The organism is Pseudoalteromonas sp., from assembly GCF_036960685.1.
GTDB lineage: Bacteria > Pseudomonadota > Gammaproteobacteria > Enterobacterales > Alteromonadaceae > Pseudoalteromonas.
The window spans coordinates 39,769-62,151 of the sequence record NZ_JBALXK010000026.1 but is presented as its reverse complement, the minus strand read 5'-3'; the positions used below and the strand labels follow the sequence as shown (position 1 = coordinate 62,151).

General features: G+C 42.5%; 22 protein-coding genes and 3 pseudogenes. 12 read left to right on the top strand and 13 right to left on the bottom strand.

Going from position 1 to position 22,383, the window contains the following annotated elements:
* Positions 1-28: 28 nt before the first annotated feature.
* Positions 29-217 (bottom strand): DUF3545 family protein, encoded by a 189-nt coding sequence (locus tag V7783_RS17955; RefSeq protein WP_064666354.1) that lies wholly within the window; start codon positions 215-217, stop codon positions 29-31.
* A 189-nt stretch (positions 218-406) separates the two neighbouring features.
* On the bottom strand, positions 407-1,357 hold the full coding sequence (tal, locus tag V7783_RS17950) for a transaldolase (protein WP_335679881.1): 951 nt from the start codon (positions 1,355-1,357) through the stop codon (positions 407-409).
* A 247-nt stretch (positions 1,358-1,604) separates the two neighbouring features.
* Between tal and yaaA the strand changes: the two genes are divergently transcribed.
* From yaaA to V7783_RS17925, 5 genes are all read left to right on the top strand, one after another.
* On the top strand, positions 1,605-2,384 hold the full coding sequence (gene yaaA / locus V7783_RS17945; protein ID WP_335679880.1) for a peroxide stress protein YaaA: 780 nt from the start codon (positions 1,605-1,607) through the stop codon (positions 2,382-2,384).
* 109 nt (positions 2,385-2,493) lie between these two features.
* Positions 2,494-3,408: a mechanosensitive ion channel family protein gene (locus V7783_RS17940; protein ID WP_192542593.1), complete on the top strand. Its 915-nt coding sequence runs from the start codon at positions 2,494-2,496 to the stop codon at positions 3,406-3,408.
* Between the two features lie 209 nt (positions 3,409-3,617).
* Entirely contained in the window at positions 3,618-4,097 is a 480-nt protein-coding gene (locus tag V7783_RS17935; RefSeq protein WP_192542594.1) for a DUF2059 domain-containing protein, read from the top strand.
* A gap of 101 nt (positions 4,098-4,198) precedes the next feature.
* Positions 4,199-4,393 (top strand): DUF1289 domain-containing protein, encoded by a 195-nt coding sequence (locus tag V7783_RS17930; RefSeq protein WP_192542595.1) that lies wholly within the window; start codon positions 4,199-4,201, stop codon positions 4,391-4,393.
* A 206-nt stretch (positions 4,394-4,599) separates the two neighbouring features.
* Positions 4,600-6,609, top strand: a complete 2,010-nt coding sequence (locus tag V7783_RS17925; protein ID WP_335679879.1) for an alpha-amylase — start codon at positions 4,600-4,602, stop codon at positions 6,607-6,609.
* Between the two features lie 184 nt (positions 6,610-6,793).
* Here V7783_RS17925 and V7783_RS17920 read toward each other — a convergent pair whose 3' ends face one another.
* Entirely contained in the window at positions 6,794-7,117 is a 324-nt protein-coding gene (locus V7783_RS17920; protein WP_192542597.1) for a BON domain-containing protein, read from the bottom strand.
* A 355-nt stretch (positions 7,118-7,472) separates the two neighbouring features.
* Positions 7,473-8,705, bottom strand: a complete 1,233-nt coding sequence (gene srmB / locus V7783_RS17915) for an ATP-dependent RNA helicase SrmB (protein ID WP_064666361.1) — start codon at positions 8,703-8,705, stop codon at positions 7,473-7,475.
* Between the two features lie 76 nt (positions 8,706-8,781).
* Here srmB and V7783_RS17910 point away from each other — a divergent pair, with 76 nt between their 5' ends.
* Positions 8,782-9,480, top strand: a complete 699-nt coding sequence (locus V7783_RS17910; RefSeq protein ID WP_283710230.1) for a tRNA1(Val) (adenine(37)-N6)-methyltransferase — start codon at positions 8,782-8,784, stop codon at positions 9,478-9,480.
* Between the two features lie 43 nt (positions 9,481-9,523).
* On the opposite strand, the gene V7783_RS17905 is transcribed toward V7783_RS17910, so the two are convergent.
* A complete protein-coding gene (locus V7783_RS17905) occupies positions 9,524-11,404 on the bottom strand; it encodes an AMP-binding protein (RefSeq protein WP_192542599.1) in 1,881 nt (626 codons plus the stop codon).
* A 191-nt stretch (positions 11,405-11,595) separates the two neighbouring features.
* On the opposite strand from V7783_RS17905, the gene V7783_RS17900 reads away from it, so the two are divergent.
* Complete coding sequence (locus V7783_RS17900; protein ID WP_192542600.1) at positions 11,596-12,069, top strand: VOC family protein; 474 nt, start codon at positions 11,596-11,598, stop codon at positions 12,067-12,069.
* Positions 12,070-12,368: 299 nt separating this feature from the next.
* Here V7783_RS17900 and V7783_RS17895 read toward each other — a convergent pair whose 3' ends face one another.
* The 4 genes and pseudogenes from V7783_RS17895 to V7783_RS17885 all read right to left on the bottom strand — a co-directional run.
* On the bottom strand, positions 12,369-12,824 hold the full coding sequence (locus V7783_RS17895; protein ID WP_008464865.1) for a PaaI family thioesterase: 456 nt from the start codon (positions 12,822-12,824) through the stop codon (positions 12,369-12,371).
* Positions 12,825-12,851: 27 nt separating this feature from the next.
* Complete coding sequence (locus V7783_RS21215; protein WP_442961393.1) at positions 12,852-13,127, bottom strand: GNAT family N-acetyltransferase; 276 nt, start codon at positions 13,125-13,127, stop codon at positions 12,852-12,854.
* A 229-nt stretch (positions 13,128-13,356) separates the two neighbouring features.
* Positions 13,357-13,782: pseudogene (locus V7783_RS17890) on the bottom strand (transposase); the annotation flags it as partial.
* A gap of 180 nt (positions 13,783-13,962) precedes the next feature.
* Positions 13,963-14,895, bottom strand: a pseudogene (locus V7783_RS17885) (zinc-dependent alcohol dehydrogenase family protein); the annotation flags it as partial.
* A 68-nt stretch (positions 14,896-14,963) separates the two neighbouring features.
* On the opposite strand from V7783_RS17885, the gene V7783_RS17880 reads away from it, so the two are divergent.
* The gene (locus V7783_RS17880) at positions 14,964-15,938 is read left to right on the top strand and encodes a transposase (RefSeq protein ID WP_193039213.1); all 975 of its coding nucleotides are present in this window, start codon (positions 14,964-14,966) and stop codon (positions 15,936-15,938) included.
* Between the two features lie 201 nt (positions 15,939-16,139).
* Here the strand turns inward: V7783_RS17880 and V7783_RS17875 are convergent, their stop codons facing one another.
* On the bottom strand, positions 16,140-17,144 hold the full coding sequence (locus tag V7783_RS17875; protein ID WP_335679877.1) for a LysR family transcriptional regulator: 1,005 nt from the start codon (positions 17,142-17,144) through the stop codon (positions 16,140-16,142).
* A gap of 39 nt (positions 17,145-17,183) precedes the next feature.
* Between V7783_RS17875 and V7783_RS17870 the strand changes: the two genes are divergently transcribed.
* The 4 genes and pseudogenes from V7783_RS17870 (at position 17,184) to V7783_RS17855 (ending at position 21,001) form a co-directional block, all read left to right on the top strand.
* Entirely contained in the window at positions 17,184-18,593 is a 1,410-nt protein-coding gene (locus tag V7783_RS17870; protein ID WP_335679876.1) for an amidohydrolase family protein, read from the top strand.
* Positions 18,594-18,606: 13 nt separating this feature from the next.
* Positions 18,607-19,083, top strand: coding sequence for a DMT family transporter (locus tag V7783_RS17865; protein WP_149983436.1), 477 nt, complete (start codon positions 18,607-18,609; stop codon positions 19,081-19,083).
* 17 nt (positions 19,084-19,100) lie between these two features.
* Positions 19,101-20,011: pseudogene (locus tag V7783_RS17860) on the top strand (SMP-30/gluconolactonase/LRE family protein).
* Between the two features lie 495 nt (positions 20,012-20,506).
* Complete coding sequence (locus V7783_RS17855) at positions 20,507-21,001, top strand: YceI family protein (protein WP_335679875.1); 495 nt, start codon at positions 20,507-20,509, stop codon at positions 20,999-21,001.
* Between the two features lie 356 nt (positions 21,002-21,357).
* Here the strand turns inward: V7783_RS17855 and V7783_RS17850 are convergent, their stop codons facing one another.
* Genes V7783_RS17850 through V7783_RS17840 form a run of 3 tightly spaced genes read right to left on the bottom strand, consistent with a single transcriptional unit; the run spans position 21,358 to position 22,368 of the window.
* Positions 21,358-21,609 carry a hypothetical protein gene (locus V7783_RS17850; protein WP_157586710.1) on the bottom strand — a complete coding sequence of 84 codons (252 nt, stop codon included), beginning with the start codon at positions 21,607-21,609 and terminating at the stop codon, positions 21,358-21,360.
* Positions 21,610-21,622: 13 nt separating this feature from the next.
* Positions 21,623-22,003: a hypothetical protein gene (locus V7783_RS17845; RefSeq protein ID WP_064666369.1), complete on the bottom strand. Its 381-nt coding sequence runs from the start codon at positions 22,001-22,003 to the stop codon at positions 21,623-21,625.
* Positions 22,000-22,368 (bottom strand): hypothetical protein, encoded by a 369-nt coding sequence (locus V7783_RS17840; protein WP_335679874.1) that lies wholly within the window; start codon positions 22,366-22,368, stop codon positions 22,000-22,002. The genes V7783_RS17845 and V7783_RS17840 overlap by 4 nt, the downstream gene beginning before the upstream one ends.
* Positions 22,369-22,383 lie beyond the last annotated feature (15 nt).

The following is a 22,383-nucleotide window of genomic DNA, read 5'->3' as shown; positions in this document are numbered from 1 at the left end:
GTTGGTTAGTTTTACTGCGCTGTGTAAATTAAAAATCTAATTCATCAATCGCAATATTGTCTGCAAAAAAATCTAATTCCTGTAGTTCTTTACGTAAACGATGCTTATCTTTTAAAGCCTCGATTTCGCGCCATTTTCTCTTTTTATTTTTCTGAGAGGTCTTTCTTGTTGTATCAGGACCTTCTAATATTTCTAAAATATCGTCTAGGCTATCCATGAACTTCTCCTATTGAATTTTTGAACCTCGGAAATACCTATACCACAGGCCAAACTAAAATAGAATAAAAAAGTGACGGTTATGTTACAGATAAGTGATGAATTAATGAATAGGGATTGTTTTTTGCATAAAAAAACGTCGCAATTGCGACGTTTAGTTTTTTACTAATTAACGAGTCGATAAAAGCGATTACATTGCTTTAAAGCGTGCCTCTAGTTGCTCTTGAGCATCAGCAAATGAGCGAATACCTTCAGCTAGTTTTTCAGTCGCCATGGCATCTTGATTATGCAACCAGCGGAACTGTGCTTCAGTTAAAGGTGCTGGTTTTGGCTCTTTAGCGATATCACTTTCAAGTAAATATTCTTGAGCGTCTTCAAGGTTTCCTAACTCTTCTAAAAGGTTAGGGCTGATCGTTAGCTTGTCACAACCAGTTAAGGCAATGATTTCACCGGTATTTCGGAAGCTTGCGCCCATAACCACGGTTTTATAATCATGGCGTTTGTAAAATTCAAAAATACTGCGTACAGATTGCACACCAGGATCTTGTAATGGATCGGTTGGTTTTTCCATACCGTTAGCTACGTGCCAATCTAAAATACGGCCAACAAATGGAGAGATTAAAAATACGTTCGCGTCTGCACATGCACGAGCTTGAGCATCACTAAACAATAAAGTTAGGTTACACTTAGTGCCTTCTTTTTCTAGTTGCTCTGCGGCTTTAATACCTTCCCATGTTGAAGCAACCTTGATTAAGATTTTGTCTTTGCTTACGCCTTCTTTTTCATACAGGCTTAATAAGGTGTGGGCTTTGTTAATGGTAGCTTGGGTATCAAATGATAAACGCGCATCAACTTCGGTAGAAATATAGCCAGGTACGATTTCACTGATCTCTTTACCTAGTAATACGGCAAAGTAATCACAGGCTAATTCTAATTGCTTAGCAGCGTCTTGCTCGGTTTCTTTAGCGTAACTCCACGCTTTATCTAAATAGGGCTTATAGGCTTCAATTTCGCTGGCTTTTAATAGCAATGAAGGGTTAGTTGTTGCATCTTCCGGTTGGTGTTTTTTAATCGCTTCAATATCACCAGTGTCAGCCACGATAGATGAATGTTGTTTGAGCCTTTGTAGAGCTGAAGTCATTTGCTTTCCTCATTCCAAGCAAGTTAAAAGAAAATACTGTAACTACCTTATACTGCAGCACTGTGACAGTGCTTTATAGGTCTTATGTCCGTATCAGTAAAGAACGAAGGTGCATTGCTTAATCTGCGATGCAATAAGGTAGGTATCATACCAATCAATGTTGGCAGATTGATATAAACAAAACGTGCTTTTCGTTCCATTTAATGTTGAAATTGACATTAAATAATTTCCAAGTCAATAGCTAACTATGATCACTGTTATTTCACCTGCAAAAAATTTAGATTACGAGAGCCAAGCAAGTACCGATAAATTCACGCAACCTGAGTTACTTGAACACAGCGAAGAGTTAATGACTGTGTGCCGCGAATTAACGCCGGCACAAATTAGCAGTTTAATGAAAATTAGCGATAAGCTTGCAGGGCTCAATGCTGCCCGCTTTAGTGAATGGTCGCAACCGTTTACTACAAACAACGCTAAACAAGCCGTAATGGCCTTTAATGGCGATGTATACGGTGGTTTAGATGCAAACAGCTTAACTGCTGGGCAACTTGATTATGCACAAAGCCATTTACGTATTTTGTCAGGCCTTTATGGGTTATTAAAACCACTTGATTTAATGCAAGCCTATCGCTTAGAAATGGGCACTAAACTCGATAACAGCCGTGGTAAAAACCTGTATGAGTTTTGGGGCAGTATTATTGCCGATAAGCTCAATAGCGTTCTCGCAGAGCAAGATAGTCAATATTTAGTAAATCTTGCATCAAATGAGTATTTTAAAGCAGTTGATAAAAAAGCTTTAAACGCGCAAATTATTACGCCGCACTTTAAAGACTGCAAAAATGGTCAATATAAAATTATCAGCTTTTACGCGAAAAAAGCCCGCGGCTTGATGGCTCGCTACATTATTGAGAATAAAGTTACCCAATTAAGCGATTTAAAAAAGTTTACTGTTGATGGTTACTACTATAGCAGTGAAGCAAGCCAAAAAGAGCTTGAGCCGGTATTTTTGCGTGATGAGCAAAACTAATTTCTACCAGCATTAAACGCTTAAAAAGCCATGCATTGCATGGCTTTTTAGTTTTGGCGCTGATTTTGCACGAACCTGATCCTATATGTAGAACAATCAGGGTTTAATAATGTTAAAAATACCTTCTATCAGTGAAGCTGAAAAATTAATAGAAGAGAAACTTGGTGGTTGGTTTGATGTTGTCATAAGCCATATCCCTAACTTCATTGTGGCAGTGATGATTGCCATTGTCTTTTCCATCCTAGCGCGTTTTTTAGGTTCGATGATGCGTAATTTATTGCGCCGCTCTTTGGATTCCAAACAAATCGCTGATTTAATGGCCTCAATATTTAAGGTGCTGATACTGTGTGTGGGTTTATTTATCGCACTCGATTTTATGGGCCTCAAAGGCACAGTAACCTCACTGCTTGCAGGTGCCGGTATTGTGGGGCTAGCGATTGGTTTTGCCTTTCAGGATATGACCGAAAACCTTATAGCAGGTATTGCCATGGGTATTCGCAAGCCTTTTAAAACCGGCGATGTGATTAAAACCGATGATGTATTTGGTACTGTTAAGTCAATAAATTTGCGTAATACGCTGGTTGAGAACTTCTATGGACAATTAATTTTAGTGCCTAACAAAATACTGTTTCGCAATGTATTACGTAATTACAGCACCTTAGGTGTGCGCCGTATTGAAGTGCCAGTAGGAATTTCATACGCAGATGATCCAGAGCAGGCAGCCGAAGTGATCGTTAAAAAAATTAATGAATTTGATTTTGTCATTAAACAAGAGGAAACGGCCGTTTATGCCGACAGTTTTGGCGACAGCAGTGTCAATTTGCTGGTGTGGTTTTGGATCAAATACCCCGGTGAGGCGGATTATATGACGGTCCGCCATAAAGCAATCGTGGCCGTTAAGCAGGCGCTTAATGACGCTGATATTAGCATTCCATTCCCAATTCGCACGCTTGACTTTGCTATTAAAGGCGGTGAAAAACTCGATGCGATGATCAGTGATAAACAACAGCAGACAGAGCAATAGACTGCTTTATTTAATAACTAACCTGAACTGTGGTGAACTATCAGCAGGTAAAAGTTACCTGCTGATAGGTCTGATTTACATAACGGTGTTAGATAATCATGAAGGCTTTAATAACTTTATGGATAATTAACTGCAACTTTTTAAAGACAGTTAGCACTAATAGGGTAAGATTGCTAAATTCTCGTTTATTAATCTATAAGGAAATTACGATGAAAAAGCTCATCGCAACGTGCACGCTATCATTATTAATATTAACCAACACCAGTTATGCAAAAGAGCAGCAAATAAGCTCAGTTGAAAGAATGTTTGCAGTAATGGGCATGGATAAGCAGATGACTGGCGGTTTTGAAGCCATGTTGCCAGTCATTGAGCAAATGGCATCACAGTTACAATTGGATGATGCGGCGAAAGAGGAGCTGAAAAATATTTATCGAGATTGGTTTAAATACGACTTTGACCAACAAGCAATTTTAACTAAATTGGTTGCAGTGTACTCAGAAAGTTTTACTGATAAAGAAATTAATGAGTTAATCGCATTTTATGAAACACCTACAGGGCAAAAATTTCTCGCTAAATCACCGCAACTAATGCAGATCGGTGCACAACTTGGTATGCAAGAAGGTCAGTTAAAACAAGCTCTACTGCTTGAAAGGCTACAACCTTTCTTAGCAAAGCATCAAGGTAAGTAAGAAACTACCGTCGTGATTGCGGCTGCTTTTTAAGCACTTATTAGACACAGCTTCAAACACACGCTAGTGTCTAGTAAGTGATAATAAAGCAGGCTTTAGTAATGGCTAGTCAAACACAGGGTACTGAACAGCCCGAAAATCCATGTATTCGCCACTGCTGTTTAGATAATAATGATATATGTCTTGGTTGCTTTAGAACACTCGCTGACATTTTAGCGTGGCATAGTGCTACTTTAGAGCAAAAACAGCAGATCCTTAATGAATGCCAAATTCGCAAAAGCGCTAAGCAAAAATAACCACTGCGTAGAACATCTTTGAGTCTGAAAAAGCGATTCCAAACTTCAATCTAATTAGCACGATTTAAGCAGCACCACTTACTCTCATAACGTAATCAATTGTATTTTGATTGCATACGTATTCAATTTTTATTCTGTTAGAACTATTCTATTGTTAATCGCTTGTAAATGTAAAAGCACCTAAATGACAACATAAGGAAAACACAATGGAAATGAAAAAAATAGCAACCACGATAGGGCTAAGCGTTGGCCTAAGTACTGCATCGATTGCAAATGCAGCACCCACCACATTCGTCCATTTATTTGAATGGAATTGGCAAGATGTCGCCCTAGAATGTGAACAATACCTAGGACCTAAAGGCTATGCCGCGGTTCAGGTCTCACCACCCAATGAGCATATCATTGGCAGTCAATGGTGGACGCGTTATCAACCTGTCAGTTACCTGTTACAAAGCCGAGGCGGTAGCCGTGAGCAGTTTATTGATATGGTTAATCGTTGTGATGCCGCTGGCGTTGATATTTATGTAGATACCTTGATCAATCATATGGCGGCAGGCAGTGGAACAGGCACCGCTGGTAATACCTATGGTAATAAACAATACCCAATTTATAGCCCACAAGACTTTCATGCTAGTTGCACTATTAATGACTCTGATTATGGAAACGATCGTTACCGAGTACAAAACTGTGAGCTAGTCGGCTTGGCCGACTTAGACACAGCTGCAACGTATGTTCAAAACACATTAGCGGCTTACATTAATGAATTACAAGCCATTGGTGTTAAGGGATTTCGGTTTGATGCAGCTAAACACGTTGCTGCCAGCGATATTCAAAGTTTAATGGCGAAAATAAATGGTTCGCCAGTAGTGTTTCAAGAAGTGATAGATCAAGGTGGCGAAGCAGTAACAGCTTCAGAATACTTAGCCACTGGTTTAGTCACTGAGTTTAAATACAGCACAGAGCTTGGCAATACCTTTAGAAATGGCTCGCTTGCATGGTTAAGTAATTTTGGTGAAGGCTGGGGATTTATGCCAAGTGCATCAGCTGTGGTATTTGTAGATAATCACGATAATCAACGTGGTCATGGTGGCGCTGGCAATGTAGTTACCTTTGCCGATGGCCGTTTGTACGACTTAGCAAATGTATTTATGTTGGCTTACCCGTATGGTTATCCAAAAGTAATGTCTAGTTATGACTTTCATGGTGATACAGATGCCGGTGGCCCTAGCGTGCCAGTGCATAACAATGGGAACTTAGAATGCTTTGCAAGTAATTGGAAATGTGAACATCGTTGGTCATACATTGCCGGTGGCGTAGATTTTAGAAATAACACGACAGATAACTGGGCAACAACCAATTGGTGGGATAATACACATAACCAAATTGCGTTTGGTCGAGGAAGTTCAGGCCATGTTGCAATTAATAAAGAAGATTCAACACTTAATGCTACAGTACAAACAGATATGGCTCCAGGGCAGTACTGCAATGTGTTAAAGGGAGAATTAGCGAATGATGCAACAAGTTGTACTGGTGAAGTTATAACGGTTAATGCAAATGGCACTATTAACTTAAATGTAGCAGCGTGGGATGCAATGGCTATTCATAAAAATGCCAAGTTAACCTCAATCACCCCCCCCAATCCTAAGAGTGATTGGCAGCGCACTGTGGTATTCATTAGCGCACAAACGCAAAGTGGCCAAGATATGTTTATCCGCGGCGGGATTGACCATGTTTATGCAAACACAAACCTTGGGCGTAACTGCCAAACAAGTAATTTTGAATGTGCGATGCCAATTCGCCACAATAATTTAAAAAATGCCACTACCAGTCCTTGGAAAGCAAACGACAACTACCTAGATTGGTACGGTGTTGAAAGTGGCCAAAGTAGTGAAGCGCAAGGCACGGCAACCGATTGGACCACTAATATTTGGCCCGCAGCTTGGGGAGCAGAAAAAACCGTTGCTAACGATGGCTTTGGTGTTACACCGCTAAATATTTGGGGAGAGCATTATTGGCTGCTCGATGTTGATATGGATTGCAGCAAAGCGGTTAATGGCTGGTTTGAAGTAAAAGCCTTTATTAAAAATGGCCAAGGTTGGGAAGGGGATATAACTCAAGAAAACGCTCCTTACGCCACTACTAATCATCTGGCGCAATGCGGCAAAATTAATATGTTCGAGTTTAGTAATTCAACTGTAGAAATACGCAACTTCTAATTTTATTACAGGAACACCCCAGCTAAATCATAATCATGTGTTTAGCTGGGTTTCACTTTGTAAGTCATGTTCTGGAGATTAGCTTTTTTTGTGTTTTAATACACCTTAGTTGAACTATTAGTAAATCAGTTGCTTTAGTGCTTTAATTCTACAATCTTTAGCCTAGCGCCTCTAACCTAATTTCCTAATCCCTTATCTGCATTTTATTTTCAATAATTGCCACACCTTGAGTATTTTCTAAAAACTTTTGTGCCAACGCGCGTTCAAAGCCGGTTTCTGCTTGGCCGTATAAGGCTACTTTGTTGCCATCAACGTGGACTTGCAGTTGTGATAAGTTGAGGTTTGGATTGCTGCGCAGTTTATTAACAAGTGTTTGCTGTAGCGTTGGTTGAGGGGAAACGCTACTGATCATAATTGTGCTGGTGGCTGCACTGACTTGTGTTGCACAGGCGAGTAAAAATACACAGCAAAGTGATACCAAAGATATGGTTAATTTAAAGCGGTTCATGTTTCCCTCACAACGTTTATTGTATTTGCTTAGTAAATAGTAATCCTACTCTCTCAAAAACTGTTCCAATAACAACTTATTGAAATTAAAAGTTATTAATTTTATAAAAACATGCAGCTGAGAATTTTTTACATTCCACTGGGTAAAAAAGTAAGGTGCTATGTAATCTGCTGCTTCGGAGTCACAGTCGATTACTAAGATTGGGGCTGTTGTGAAGCTTATCAGAGGTATCTCAATGAATTGGCTGGTATGAAAGGTTTAAAAGTTATTAGTATAAGGCAGCACAAAAACTAAAAAGCCGAGCTTAGGTAGTTGCTCGGCTTTGTTAATTATCCAGAATTTAGGTTAATTACTGTTATTTTTTCTTTTTGACTTTCGTTTTTGCTTTTTTACGGGCTTTTATTTTAGCCGGATCTTTAAGCTTTTTGATCGGTAATTTAGCTTCTTTATGTTGTGGCTCAAGACCTTTGATAACACGACGTTTCAGCTTTTGCTCAGTGTAACGCTCAACTTTGGCAACAATTGCAATATCGTGGGCTTCCACTAATGAAATCGCGATGCCTTTTTTACCGGCGCGGCCAGTACGGCCAATACGATGCACATACACATCTGCGGTGCGCGGCATATCAAAGTTAATTACATGGCTGATGTCTGCAACATCAATACCACGGGCGGCAACATCGGTTGCGACTAAAATTTTAGTCCGACCAGAATGGAAGTTTTCCATCGCTTTCATGCGCTTGTCTTGCGGCATTTCACCACGCAGCCATGCCGCTTTAACACCGTTGTTAGTTAACTCACCAATTAAGGTTTCAAGGCGCTCACGGGTTTTTACAAACACAATCGCTTTGCTAACATCTGGGCCATTCAGGGTATTAACGAGTAACTCCAGTTTATGATGATAGTCATCGGCTAAATGGATCCACTGGTGAATTTTGGCTTTTTCTTTACGTGATGACTCAGCTTCAAGCAGTGCAGGGTCATTTAATATTTGCTCTGCAAAACGTTCAACACTGTCGCCTTCAAGAGTGGCTGAGAACAAAAAGCACTGACGACGGTTTTTAGCTTCTTCACAAATGCGCATCATCTCTTTACGAAAGCCCATGTCTAGCATGCGGTCGGCTTCGTCTAAAATAAGCATTTCGACATTTTCAGCGTGGAAGTTTTCGGTTTCTAGGTATTCCATTAATCGCCCTGGCGTGGCAATTAAAATGTCGTTATTTTTTTCAAAAATTTCTTTGTGCGTACCGTAGTTAATACCGCCAGTTACTACGCCTATTTTAAGGTGAGTGCCTTTGGCAAGTAGTTCACACTGTTCATGAATTTGATAAGCTAACTCGCGCGTTGGTGTCATTATTAACACGCGGGCAAAACCAGGTTCACGACGCGGAAAATCAAGTAAGTATTGAATCGCTGGGATCAAAAATGCCGCTGTTTTACCAGTACCTGTTGGTGCAGAGGCTAAAATATCACGCCCTTGTAGCGCTTCAGGAATTGCTTGTTGTTGAATGCTGGTAGGGGTTTCATAACCCATTTTAGCGACGGCTTGTAGTAGCTTGTTATCAATATCAAAATCAGAAAATTGCATAGAGTGTCAAAAATAGAGGACAATTGCCGTTAATTATACGCGCTATCCGCCAGTTGGTGAATGAAAAGGTGAAAAAATGTCAGGCTTTGTGTTTAAACAATTTAAAGTAGCGCAAACCCGCAGCGCGATGAAAGTCTCAACGGATGGGATTTTACTGGGGGCATGGGCTGACTTAGCCACCGCACAGCGGTTGCTTGATATTGGTACGGGAACTGGCTTGTTGGCACTAATGTGCAAGCAACGTAAGTCCAGTATGGCCGTTAGCGCCGTTGAAATTGATGCCAATGCATGTGCTGATGCACAGCAAAATTTTGCTAATAGCCCATGGCCAGATATTAGGTTGATGCAAAAAGCTATTCAGCAAGTAACCAGTGAGATTAAATTTGATGTGCTGATCAGCAACCCACCGTATTTTAACGCCAGTTTAAAAGGGGAGGACTTAGCCCGTAATACCGCACGTCATACAGATAGCTTAAGTTTTAGTGAGTTACTCAGCGCATTTAAAAATTTGAGTCATCGAAATAGTTTTTTGAACGTTATTTTGCCGTGTCCTGAGGCGCAGTTATTTATCGCTCAAGCACAACGACAAGGGCTGTATTTAGTGCGCCATTGTTTGGTGAACACGACGAAAGCAAAAGTGCCGAGTCGCAGCTTAATGTGTTTTGCCTATCAGGCAGAGTCATGCGAGCAAACTAGTTTAACGATTCATGCTGAAGGTGGGCAATATAGCGATGAGTATATTGCCCTATGTAAGGATTTTTATTTAAAGATGTAGTTACTAGGCTATAACGTTGGGTTACAGCCTTGTTTTGATGCGATTAACGATCGTTTAACTGTTGGCTTATTTCGTTAAAAATACTGGCATCATCAATGGTTGATGGGATCTGCAGTTCATCCCCATCAATGAGCTGACGGAGGTTTTTACGTAAAATTTTACCTGAGCGTGTTTTTGGTAAACGTTCAACACTGACGATATTTTTTAAACAGGCGATAGCACCAATTTGATTACGAACGGCGAGGATCAATTGTTGCTCAACGTCAGTGGGGTTACCAATAAAATCGTTTTTTAATACGATCATCGCCATTGGCAATTGCCCTTTGAGTGAGTCATTTACGCCAAATACAGCACACTCTGCTACTGCGGGATGGGCGGCCACAATCTCTTCCATTTCACCGGTTGAAAGCCGATGACCTGCCACATTGATCACATCGTCGGTTCTACCCATAATAAACAGGTAACCGTCGTCATCTAAGTAACCGCCGTCACCCGTTAAATAATACCCAGGATATTCGCTTAAATAGCCTGCTTTATAGCGTTTTGTGTTTTGCCAAATAGTTGGTAAACACCCAGGTGGTAATGGCAATTTGATCACTACCGCGCCTTGTTCGTTTGCTGCACATTGGCTGCCATCGACATTTAGAATTTGTACATCAAAACCTGGAGTGGGGACAGTTGCACTACCGGGCTTTGTATTTAGTTGCTCAATGCCGATAGGGTTGCATGCAATTGCCCAGCCTGTTTCTGTTTGCCACCAATGGTCAAGAACAGGTAACTGAGTGTGTTCGGTTAACCATGCATAGGTTGCGGGATCTAACCGCTCACCAGCTAAAAATAATCGTTTTAAACTCGTGGTATCGTACTTTTTAAAGCCCTCAGCGGTGGGATCTTCTTTTTTGATCGCTCTAAAAGCGGTTGGCGCACTGAATAAAGCGTTTACTTGATACTCTTCAACTACTCGCCAAAATGCGCTGGCATCAGGTGTGCGTACGGGTTTTCCTTCATAAAGTACTGTGGTGCATCGAAACATTAATGGCGCATAGACAATATAAGAATGGCCCACCACCCAGCCAATATCAGACGCAGCCCAAAATACTTCTCCAGGTTGCATGCCATAGACTGTTTCCATACTGTAATGCATAGCAACAGCATGGCCTGCGTTTTCGCGTATTACGCCTTTTGGCGTGCCGGTTGTGCCTGATGTATATAGAATATAAAGCGGGTGATCACCTGCAACGGGAACTACATCGGCGGGTTCAGCTGTTTGCATAGCCTGCTCCCAATCGATGTCCGTAGCATTGAGCTTTGCTGTACTATGTTTGCGTTGATAAATAATACTGTGCGCAACTTTATGCTCGGCAAGCTTTTTTGCATTATCAATAAGTGGTTTGTAAGCAATGACTGAATTCACCTCAACCCCACATGAGGCGCTGAGGATTAATTTGGGTTTAGCATCATCAATGCGTACCGCTAATTCATGGGCGGCAAATCCACCAAATACCACAGAATGAATCGCTCCTAAGCGAGCGCATGCCAACATACCAATAACAGCCTGCGGGATCATTGGCATATAAATGACGACACGATCCCCTTTTACAACACCTAATGATTGCATTACACCGGCAAATTTAGCGACTTCTTGTTGGAGTTGTAAATAGCTATATGTGCACTTACTGTCAGTGACAGGGGAGTCATAAATTAGCGCTGTTTGCTCACCAAACCCAGCTGCAACATGTTGATCTAATGCCAGGTAACAGCTATTGAGTTGGCTATCTGCATACCAATGATAAAGGCCGTCATTATCTTGTGTGTAAGCGTGTTGCGGGGCTTTGAACCAAGGGATGCGTTTTGCTTGTGTTAACCAAAATTCGCCTGGATCGTGAATAAACGACTGATATTGTTGTTGATAGTTGCCTTGCATAGCAGGATCCTGTGTATAAATGTGTGAGAGACCCTACAAAATGTAAGCCCTTTTCTATAAACCCGATATGCGACCATAGTCTGTTAGCCGTTTAGCAGTAATATTCACAGGGTTAAATACTACTGCCGTTAGCTGACATTCTCAGGCTTTATACTACGCTTTTAAAGCAGCTATATATTAGGAGAACAATAATGACAGTTTCAGCAATTCCAAAGGGGTATCATGCAATTACTCCTTACTTGATAATTAACGGTGCAGCAAAAGCAATAGACTATTACTGCAAGGTATTTAACGCGCAGCTTATTATGCAAATGCCTTTACCTGATGGTGGTATTGCCCATGCGGAGATTAAAATTGGTGATTCGCATATTGTGCTTTCAGATATGTGCCCCGAAGTGCATTTTAAAAGCCCCGATGAGCTAGGTGGTACACCGGTTAGTTTAATGCTGTACGTTGCGGATGTGGATGCTGTATTTGCTCAAGCAATTGCAGAAGGTGCAACAGAAGTTCGCCCAGTGCACGACCAATTTTACGGTGATCGAGCAGGTACTTTACAAGACCCATTTGGCCATGTTTGGACAATCGGCACTCATAAGGAAGATCTCAACGATGATGAAATTAGTCAACGTATGGCCGATTTAATAAGCAAAGAAGAAGACGCATAAATTATTAACACGCATAAATTATGGGGCTCATATCTGATCTTACAGTTTAAAATAGGTTTATATTTCATCTGACAGACAGCTATGAGCGATTAGCCTTTTGCGCAAGTCCGCTTCAGACAAGGGGCGAACGTTCTACGCCCAAAGCAGCGACAGCGTTAGCTGTCCGACGGACTTTGTTTGTTAGCCTCGAATTGCTTCAATGCCTCCGCTGCAGGCCTGAAGTAGGCGTTTATATAAGATTGCAATTGGTAACCACTAATCTTCCCCTCAAATAACTGCCTTTTTTCTTTTAAACGGAGTCAAGCTTTCAGAGAGTTAATTGTTTTAATATTCTCACTTCGTTTCGATGTATAGGGCGGTATAGAGTATGTACCCACAACATGTGCTACTAAATCACTCACCCCCTCAGAGTACAGAGAAACCTCCCCAACCACGAGAGTACGGCCGACTTTTATCAGAGAACATTCCGCAATGATTCGCTCATTTGCCGATGGCTTACGTAAGAAGTTGATGTTAAGGCTAGTTGTTACTGCCAATGGCACGATGCCAATTTTACCAAGTATCGCCACATAAAGTGCCACATCAGCCACACTCATTAAAACAGGCCCCGAAACCGTTCCGCCAGGACGTAATTCATCCTGACCTACATGATGAGATACAGTCGCTCTACCGTTGCTCACTGCTTCCACAACGCATTTACTTTGTGGAAACTCCGATTTCATGAAAGCGATAACTTCTTCTTTTGTAGCTGTCATTGAGACTCCTTAAATATTTATTCACGTTTATATGCACCTGGTGAAGCGTTGCTCCAAGACTTCTATACCCCATTTTGAGCCTAGTTTCTCTTCCACCAATGCAAAGCCCTGACTTTCGTAAAGATATCGAGCTGCATTAAGCCCTGAGAAAGCCCATAAGTTGATTTGGACGAAACCCTGAGCATCGGCAAAAGCTAATGCAGAATTGAGAAGCTGTTTACCTAGTCCGAAACCTCTCAAAGAGTCGTCCGCAATGAACCATCGTAAATGTGCTCGATTATGCCCAAGATCTTCACCATCAATGGCAACAGATGGATTTTATCGTCCCGTTTGATCGTCCAAATCTCATTGCTTGGGTTATCTAGCCTTCCAATAAATTCCGCCATGCTACTCGCCACTGAACATGCAAATTCCCGACCAAAATCAGCCACTGTCGTGTAATAATGGGCATGCATCTCCGTAACACGTGCAATCAACCGGCTTTGTTGCGGAATTCAACTTGAGAGCGAATACTAGCAAAATCGTTTGCATTTTAAACGATATACTGAGTTTCGGGCATACCTATCCCTGTTAGCTTGTTGAGTGCTTTGATCATGGCGTATGTCTCCCCAACTTGTGCATTGCAATTTCGAAGCGTGAGTGAAGCGCCTAGTAGTTGTTTTGCGCGATACTTAGCGGTCTCCGACAATGAACGCCTGTGGTAACCATATTTTCGTTTCCACTTTTTGTTCGAACCATAGAGCTTTTGGCAACCAACCGCCAGATTACGTGGATGACCTTTTTCCCAGAAGGCGGCTCCTTCACGTGGAGGGATTAGAGGTATCGCTTTCTTAACCCTAATCGCCCTGTGGCACTCCCTTGTATCGTATGCGCCATCTCTCGAAATTTCCTTGATGGATCGGCGTGTTTGTTTGAGTAAATTTGGGAGTACTTCCGCATCTGTCACGCCTGAAATATTGTACTTGCGCCAGTTAGTGGTTTTGTAGCGAGGCTTCGGCATGTAATCAAAGTCAGTGAATGAATGTCCCTGATCTGATCGTAAGATTCTGATTTAGTTCATTCGATTTCCGCAACAAAGCCCACGCTAATTATTATCAGTCACTGACTGAGTTGAGAGACTAGCGGAAGCCACGAACTGTTAATCAAGTTCGACCACTATTTTACCAATCTGCTGATTTGACTCCAGATAATGATGCGCTGCCACTATCTCTTCAAATTTAAAGCTTCGATCAATGACAGGCTTGAGTGTTCCTTCGGATAAACCCGAGTGGATAAATTGCTTTGCTCTGCGAAAACGCTCGATGTCTTTTATAACTTCAGTAAACACATATCCCCTAACTGTCAGACTTTTACGAAGTGCTATTTTTAAGGGAAAAGGGGTTGTTTCGGGACTTAATGCTCCGTGCACTATTATTGTTCCTTCAGGGCTCATTGCTTCAGCAATTTCAGCTATTTGCGGCCCACAGACAGCATCAAATGCGATTTTTAAATTGTTTTCTCCCAAGATGCTTATCAAGCTATCCAGCAGCGGTTCTTCTTGGGTTGCAATCACATGGGCCGCGCCAGCCTTGAGCACAGCAGCCTTTTTAGCTCCTGTTTGAGTTGTAGCGATAGGGATACCCCCTAGAGCATTCACAATTTGAATCGCAGCCAATCCAACACTGCTCGATGCGGCGGTTATCAGTACTGCATCGCCTTTTTGCACGTTAGCAATTTCGATCAAAGCGCCATAAGCTGTCAGGTACTGCATCCAAGCTGCAGCACCTTCAGCAAAGGTTAGCCCTGCTGGTTTGAGTGCCACATATTCACTTGGTACGACAATCTCTTCTGCGTAGCAGCCGTTCTGAGAAAGCCCCATCTGAGGGACAATACAAACCTCGTCCCCAAGGCGTAAATGATTTACCTCTTCCCCGACTTCAATGACTATCCCGGATGCTTCATAGCCGATTCGCGAAGGGAAGTCAGCCTTTTCTATATAGCTGCCTCGCCTAAACATGGCATCAGCACGATTGAGCCCAACAACTTTGACCGCAATGCGTACATCAGTAGCCTGCAAACTTGGAAATAAAAGGGGTCAAATCTTGACTTCAGACATCAAAGGTCTAGATTTATAGTTTACTATTCATTGAGTGAATTACTATGTCTAGGCCGCTGCGAATAGAGTATGAAAATGCGTTTTATCATGTAATGAATCGAGGGAGAGGGCGCGAAAATATCTTTTTAAGTGATAACGACTTTAAGTATTTTTTACATTGTATTGAGCAAGCAAGTTTTCGCTTTAATATTGAAGTGCATTCATATTGTTTAATGACCAATCATTACCACCTGCTAATCAAAACCCCTGATGCAAATTTAGGCCGAGCCATGAAGCATATTAATGGCCTTTACACCCAATACTTTAATAGAGTACATAACACCGATGGTGCGCTGTTTAGAGGGCGCTACAAAGCGGTGCTGGTGGATGCTGATAACTATTTATTGCATGTTAGTCGGTATATTCATCGTAACCCAATTGAAACGAACATACCGTTGGTAGAAGAGCTTGCTAAGTATAAATGGTCTAGTTATCCAGCTTTCATTAAAAGGGGATCGACGCCTAAATGGCTCGTTCGAGACTTTATATTTTCGCTGCAAGGCAAAAAGCGTAAATATGCTGCTTATAAGCAATTTGTTGAATATGAAAACAATAAAGAAATAAGCGCTTTTTATAGTGCTAAAAAGTTATTGTCGGTTTTGGGTTGTGAGGACTTTATTGAAAACATAAAAGACTATATTGCTAAATCAGATAGCGAAAGAAAGCTTGTTAGTAAAAAACGCTCAGCAGATGATGTTATAGCTTACTTAGCTAAACACTTTAATGTTGAAGTTGATGAGATTATAACGGTTAAAAAGGGGCGAAAAGAGAAAAATTTACCACGCTGGTTTGCTATAAAATTATGCCAAGATTTAACGGGATTAAATTTGCAGGCATTAGCAGATGTTTTTAATGTTAAACACTATTCGGCGATATCAAAAACTGTCGGTAGATTAAATGCATTAATGATTGAAGATAAGAAGGTTGAATTACAATTAGAAAAACTTCGAGATTGTTTGATGTCTGAAGTCAAGATTTGACCCCTTTTGGTTCCTTTTGGTTCTTTGGCATGATGGCTGGGCGAAACGTCCATCTTGAACCGGCTCAATCGATGCGTTAACCCCGTATTTATGATCTACGGGAGAGAGCCATTTACCGCATTAGAAAACTCTGGTTAAGGCTGCACAGAACAATACTGCATCGGAGTCCGATGCAGTAAAAATTACGTCTGCTGCCGTCAATCAGATGGACGAATTATCGTTTCTGATAAGCTCGGTTGCCCAATCGGCAAATGCCCGTACGGCTGGCGATAGAAAACGTTGATGTGGATAGAGCAAATTAACCGGTACGGACGCAGGTTGCCAGTCCGCCAAAACTTCAACGAGTCGGCCTTCTTCTAGGTGTTCAGATACCACCTTCTCAGCAAGCTGCACCAACCCTAACCCTTCAAGACACATTTTTATGTAGAGCCCCGTCTCATTGGCGGCCACGGTCCCACTAACCGGGATTGACATTTTTTCAGAGCCGCTAACAAAGCTCATTTCATTCGCTCGCTTAGCATGCCCTGAAAAATAATGAACGGCTCGGTGGTCAGATAAATCTTCTGGCGTCTGTGGAATCCCTTTCTCTTTAAGATAAGCCGGAGAAGCACATGTCACCCAGCGAAACCGGCCAAGCGGTCGTGCAACGAGGGTTGAGTCATTAAGCTCACCAGTTCGAATAACACAATCTACACCTTCCTGAACAAGATCTACCTGCCGGTCATTAACCCCTATCATTAGATAGATATCCGGATAGCGTCTGTAAAAGTCTTGCAGATTTGGCATGATGACAAAATGGGCGATACCGCCAGGCATATCAACACGTAGGCGTCCTTGTGGTCGTTTAACGGAATCGGTCAGGCTAGACTCTGTATGCTCAATTAATTTAAGTATTTCCAAACACTGAGCCAAATACTGGGCGCCCTCTGTGGTCAAGCTGACGCGCCGTGTTGTTCTGTTCAGCAGGCGCACCTGCAAATATTTTTCAAGACTTTTAATCGTGCTGGTGACTGTCGAGGCCGGTAAGGAAAGCGTTTCCGCTGCATAGATAAAACTCCCAGCCTCCGCCACACGAACAAAAACCTGCATTGCCTGAATACGATCCATATTCTTTTTCCTTGAGCCACAACAGAAGCCACCGGAGGGTGATTGTTCGTGATTGCTGAATAATGAAAACAGTTTAACCATCTTTTTCGAAAGTGTCACCTTACGTATCCTTGCTTCACACTATTTCAACAAGATGAAATGAAAATGACTGATTATACTCGTAACATAGTACAAAACACTGAATCACTGACCACTCGGACGCTTATCCAAGGAGCTACTGTTCTAAGCATGGATAATGATGTCGGTAATTTGGTTAACGCTGATATTCTTATCGAAGGCAGCACCATCAAGGCCATAGGTGAGAACCTTGATGCCAATGACGCCGTCATTATCGATGCGGCTGGCATGATTGCCATGCCGGGGATGGTGGATTCTCATCGTCACTCATGGGAAGGCCAATTACGCCGCATCAACCCTAATGCCACCTGTTTGGAAGATTATAGTAACGCCACGCACTTTTCTTTCGCTAAATACTATCGTCCAGCGGATAATTATATCGGCAACTTGCTGACGGCTCTGGGCTGCATTGACGCGGGTATCACCACCGTCATTGATAATTCCCATAACAGCCGCACCGCTGAACATTCAGATGCCGCCGTTGAGGCCCTACTTGATTCGGGCATTCGCGCCATACATGCCTCGGGTGCGCCCGTTGCTGGTGAATGGGATAAAGCGCACTGGCCAGGTAACTGGCAACGCTTGCAGGAAAAATACTTTACGAATAACCCTGACAGCCTTGTTTCTCTTGGCGTCATGGCTCAGTTGGAGCCAGAGTTATGGGCCGAAGCTCGTCGATTAGGGCTCCCCATTGTGACTGAGTTCTTTGGCTCTTTGATGGCGGATGAGCTTGAACCATTGCATCAGCAAGGCCTTCTTGGCCCAGATAATATTTTCAATCACTGCACGTCATTGCCTGATGAAGGGTGGAGAATCCTGCGTGAAGCGGGTGTTCGAGTAAACGTCTGCCCACGCTCTGATTCACACTATGGCATCGAAGACGGTATGTTCGCTATGCCAGCTGCGCAGCGTCATGGCATTAGCCCAGGACTAAGTGTCGATAATGAAACCTCTTATAGTACTGACATGTTTATGGAAATGCGTGTGGCATTTTATCTACAACGAGTCATGGGCATGCATCAGCAGAAGCACTGTGGTTCTGATCATGATCATATACAGACAACGCTTCCAGCCGCTCAGCTTCTTAAATCCGCCACCGTTGATGGTGCCGCTTGTGCCGGTTTGCAGGACAAAATTGGCAGTTTGACGCCGGGGAAACAAGCAGACCTGATCTTGATTAACGCCAATGACATCAACCTTTACCCGTCCGGTAATGCTTTTGGCACCGTGGTGCATGCAACGGAACGTAGCAACATTGATACCGTGATGATCGCTGGTCGTATCGTCAAACAGAAGGGTCAAGTTTTGGGTGTCGACAGTGAGCGTCTTCGTGCTGCCATTGATGAATCCCTAGAGCATCTGTTTGCTGCGTCTGGCTATCAGCCTGATGTATTTGCTGACGTTTTTCTGCCGTTAGAGCAGGCTAACTAATAGGGGAATACCGATGAGCATGATCTATTACTTAATTGCTTTTGCTGCCGGTCTGGGTATCACGTTGCAAACAACCCTGAACAGTCAGTTGGCAAAAGGGTTGGGGGGAGACTCTGTCACCGCGGCACTGTTTTCTTTCTCGGCTGGCGCGTTCTGCCTTGGTATTTATTCACTGCTGCGAGGTGGGTTATTCTCCTCGCTTGCTGCTATTCCGTCGCAACCATTGTGGACTTTAGTGGGTGGTGTTATCGGTGCATGTGCATTATTTAGTTATGTCGTACTCGCCCCAAAAATTGGTTTTTCAGCCTTGCTCGGGTTGGCTATTGTCGGGCAGCTGCTGTCATCACAGGTCATAGATCACTTTGGTTTGCTGGGCTCTATCCGCCGCTCCGTTTCGGGGCTGAAGCTTGGTGGAATGCTGGTAATGTTAATCGGACTCGCCATTATGTTGTTCGGCGACAAATTATCCGAGCGTTTTCTACACGGATAGAAGTGAACGGCTTGTGGATGTCTGCAAGCATCGGTTCACTATATGTCGCCTTCTGGAGAATTAAAATGTTTTTAATCGTCACTGATGTCAATAATGCGTTGGGAGAATGTCCGCTCTGGTGTGAAAAAACGCGCAGAGTATTCTGGACAGATATTGAGTGTAGTGAGCTGCTTGCCTTTGAAGAAGAAAGCGGTATCGTCAAACGCTGGTCTTTGCCTGAACGTGCTGGGTCGTTTGCACTAACTGGGAAAGCGGATGTTTTGCTGATAGGGCTAGCCTCACAGCTCGCGTTTTATGACCTGAATACGGAGGTGTTAACCCCTGTAGCATCATCACCCGGTATGACGGGACGCGTATCGGGGATGGACGGTGCGACCGCGCTGGCAACTTTGTCTTTAGCTCCATGCTTGAAGGTGACTATGTTCAAAAATGCGGACAATTTCATCGACTGAACGCCACTACTCTGGAAACAGAAACGCTGGCATTATCTGCCGTCGTCATTCCAAACAGTATCTGTTTCAGCCCGGACGGCAGCACCATGTACTACAGCGATTCTATGCAGGGTCAGATTTTCTGCTGCGACTATCCGTCTCTCGATAATCAGCGCATTTTTGTAAAAGTCGAAGGCGGTGGTGTACCAGATGGCTCCTGCATTGATGCGCAAGGCTATCTATGGAACGCCGAATGGGGCGGTAGCCGAGTGGTACGTTACACTAATACCGGAAACGTTGACCGAGTGATCGAGTCTCCCAGTGTTCAAACCACTTGCCCAGTATTAGCGGGACCCAGTTATGAAACGCTTTATTGTACCAGTGCTCGGGTGGGCCTAGATAAACCGACAGGCAGTGATGGTAAGCTTATAAAAGCCGAAACAGTTGTGTCTGCGGGACTTGCTGAAACCAGGTTTGCAGGGCGAATTAGTCGTTAGTTTTTGCCTGTGGTGCCGTTCATAAAGAGCAGGTGTAAACAGCGATTGCACCAGAATATTCCGCGTATGCAAATATCTCCTGATAGCGGATGCGGATTATTCCATGTCTGTTGTAGCAATTAGTGTATTGTCAGATTCGCGCTAAATCATATAGGAACTGCAGTGTTGTTGGCTGCCCTAAATTTCATCCGCTCTGACTACGGCTGACCCCGCAGTTCAAATTATATAAAAACGGTCAATTAATAGACTGGAATAGCCGGCTTTCACTCCATCAGGGATATAAAAGAGAGGTGAAAATGAAAAATATGAGTCATCATATATTTTAATTTAATGAAAAATGACGTTTTATTTTACCTATACTCTAATGCCTTAATTACTATGAACTCAGCATCAAAGAATACAATGCGAACATTTATACATTCGGTCTCAGCTATGTGCGCTGCGCTGTTACTGACAAGTTGTGTGAGTTGAATTGCACAAACTGTTAAATCTGAGTTGATAGCGCTGCAAGCGGGCGAATATCAGCTAGACAGTCAACATGCTGTATTAATATTTAAAATCCAACATTTAGGATTATCAACCTATGTAGGGCGTTTTAATAAATTTGACGCACAACTCAACTTTGATCCTAATAATATGACTGCCGCGTCATTAAACGCAGTGGTGGATATTAGCTCTATTGATATTAATAATGCTGACTTAGCAGAAACCTTACAAAATGACACTTGGTTTAACAGTGAGTGCTTTACGCAAGCATCATTTATTAGCCACAGCGTTACGGTTATATCCGATACCAGTTTTAATTTCTCAGGCGATTTAACGCTTAGAGGCGTTACCAAACCTGTGACGTTTAAAGCCACATTTCACGGTGGAACAGATAACTGGATGACGGGAAAATACACCATTGGTTTTAGTGCGGTAGGTCAAATCAAACGTTCTGACTTTGGAATGGACAGTTATATACCGATTGTTGGGGGTTGGGGAGGCTGACGATATTGGTAAAGCCGTTGCAATGTTGCTGAGTGAAGACAGCGGCTGGATTACGGGACAGCGTATAGAAGCGTCTGGCGGTATGTTTCTTTAATTTACCGCTAATCTTAGTGCTCTGCCGCATTATTTTCATAAGGATTCAAAGCCCTCTTCGTGAGGGCTTTCATCACTACTATAAAGCTCTTAATATATTGTCAGAATTAGTTAAACTCGAGCAGTGTTTACTGGCTCAGACTTGCTTTGACAGTTCAAGTTAAGATTTATTCACATAAATTACAGTGGTTTTTTTAACCTGAATTTTGCTTTAGCTTTTTGCATTAACCCAGCCCTATGATTACAGGCTGGGCAGAAGATAATTAAGGAAAGGTAATTTCAACTGTTGAGGTTTTATTCAATAGTGGTAATAAGGACTTTTCGCGTCTTAAGTCCTTTAACTCTCGTTCTAATTGGCGTTGCTGTGTATTTAACTCTTTGCGCTGCGTTTGCGTGATGTTATTGCTGTTTAACTGCTGATTAATTTCAGAGAGTTGTTGTTTTAGCTCGGTTATACGGTTATCAACTGCTATGCGACGTTGTTGGATTTGTCCTTCATTAAGTTTAATTGCCAAGAGCGCATCTTAACTAGTGGTGCTTTTTACTGCGCGGAGCGCCAAGTATAATCGCCACTTGGCAAATACATACCGATAAGAATGCACTCACGCCCAAGGCGCCCCCAAAATTATTAAAGTAAGGGATTAAATTTTCAAACATTACAGCAAATATAATACTGGATGAAAATAGCGTATAGATACCAAAGCGTTTTGGCGCACTCATGCCAATAAAGGAGCCACCAAAAAAAATGCTGCTGTATAGCTCTGCGTTAAATTCAGTGGGGAGTAAAATAAGATAAGCAAGGATAGATAAAATAGCAGAGGCCCGAATAGCATCAAGACGATGGTGCTTAGCTAAATAAAAGGTCGAGAATGCGCCCAGTAACGCCAATAAGATTGATACTATGCTCATAATACAATCCCTTTAGCTAAGACAAATAAAGCCACGCTGATGAAGGCAATACTGCCTAACTTCCCGCCAAAACCAGTAAACATCTTCGCAGTCAGCACATATAACAAAGCACCAATGAAAGAAATAATGGCAAGTTCCCAATAACTAGTGATCAAACCTTCAGAGCACATACCAGCAAAACTACCTGCATAAATAGCTGCGCAAGGGTGGTTGTCATACTGCTTAGGAAAAGGAATAAAACTACCCACCAGTCCGGTGATACATGACGCGATAACAGCGGGAATGGCAAATTGAGTATGCAAAATAAAACAACTCATACAACCGATAAAAAATGTGACGTACTTTAGGAGAAAAAATTTGCTCATGAGGGCAGCGGTTTC

Coding starts and splice junctions, on each gene's coding strand:
- V7783_RS17955 (WP_064666354.1), bottom strand. CDS start 217: ATGGATAGCCTAGACGATATTTTAGAAATATTAGAAGGTCCTGATACA.
- tal (WP_335679881.1), bottom strand. CDS start 1,357: ATGACTTCAGCTCTACAAAGGCTCAAACAACATTCATCTATCGTGGCT.
- yaaA (WP_335679880.1), top strand. CDS start 1,605: ATGATCACTGTTATTTCACCTGCAAAAAATTTAGATTACGAGAGCCAA.
- V7783_RS17940 (WP_192542593.1), top strand. CDS start 2,494: ATGTTAAAAATACCTTCTATCAGTGAAGCTGAAAAATTAATAGAAGAG.
- V7783_RS17935 (WP_192542594.1), top strand. CDS start 3,618: ATGAAAAAGCTCATCGCAACGTGCACGCTATCATTATTAATATTAACC.
- V7783_RS17930 (WP_192542595.1), top strand. CDS start 4,199: ATGGCTAGTCAAACACAGGGTACTGAACAGCCCGAAAATCCATGTATT.
- V7783_RS17925 (WP_335679879.1), top strand. CDS start 4,600: ATGGAAATGAAAAAAATAGCAACCACGATAGGGCTAAGCGTTGGCCTA.
- V7783_RS17920 (WP_192542597.1), bottom strand. CDS start 7,117: ATGAACCGCTTTAAATTAACCATATCTTTGGTATCACTTTGCTGTGTA.
- srmB (WP_064666361.1), bottom strand. CDS start 8,705: ATGCAATTTTCTGATTTTGATATTGATAACAAGCTACTACAAGCCGTC.
- V7783_RS17910 (WP_283710230.1), top strand. CDS start 8,782: ATGTCAGGCTTTGTGTTTAAACAATTTAAAGTAGCGCAAACCCGCAGC.
- V7783_RS17905 (WP_192542599.1), bottom strand. CDS start 11,404: ATGCAAGGCAACTATCAACAACAATATCAGTCGTTTATTCACGATCCA.
- V7783_RS17900 (WP_192542600.1), top strand. CDS start 11,596: ATGACAGTTTCAGCAATTCCAAAGGGGTATCATGCAATTACTCCTTAC.
- V7783_RS17895 (WP_008464865.1), bottom strand. CDS start 12,824: ATGACAGCTACAAAAGAAGAAGTTATCGCTTTCATGAAATCGGAGTTT.
- V7783_RS17880 (WP_193039213.1), top strand. CDS start 14,964: ATGTCTAGGCCGCTGCGAATAGAGTATGAAAATGCGTTTTATCATGTA.
- V7783_RS17870 (WP_335679876.1), top strand. CDS start 17,184: ATGAAAATGACTGATTATACTCGTAACATAGTACAAAACACTGAATCA.
- V7783_RS17865 (WP_149983436.1), top strand. CDS start 18,607: ATGAGCATGATCTATTACTTAATTGCTTTTGCTGCCGGTCTGGGTATC.
- V7783_RS17845 (WP_064666369.1), bottom strand. CDS start 22,003: ATGAGCATAGTATCAATCTTATTGGCGTTACTGGGCGCATTCTCGACC.
- V7783_RS17840 (WP_335679874.1), bottom strand. CDS start 22,368: ATGAGCAAATTTTTTCTCCTAAAGTACGTCACATTTTTTATCGGTTGT.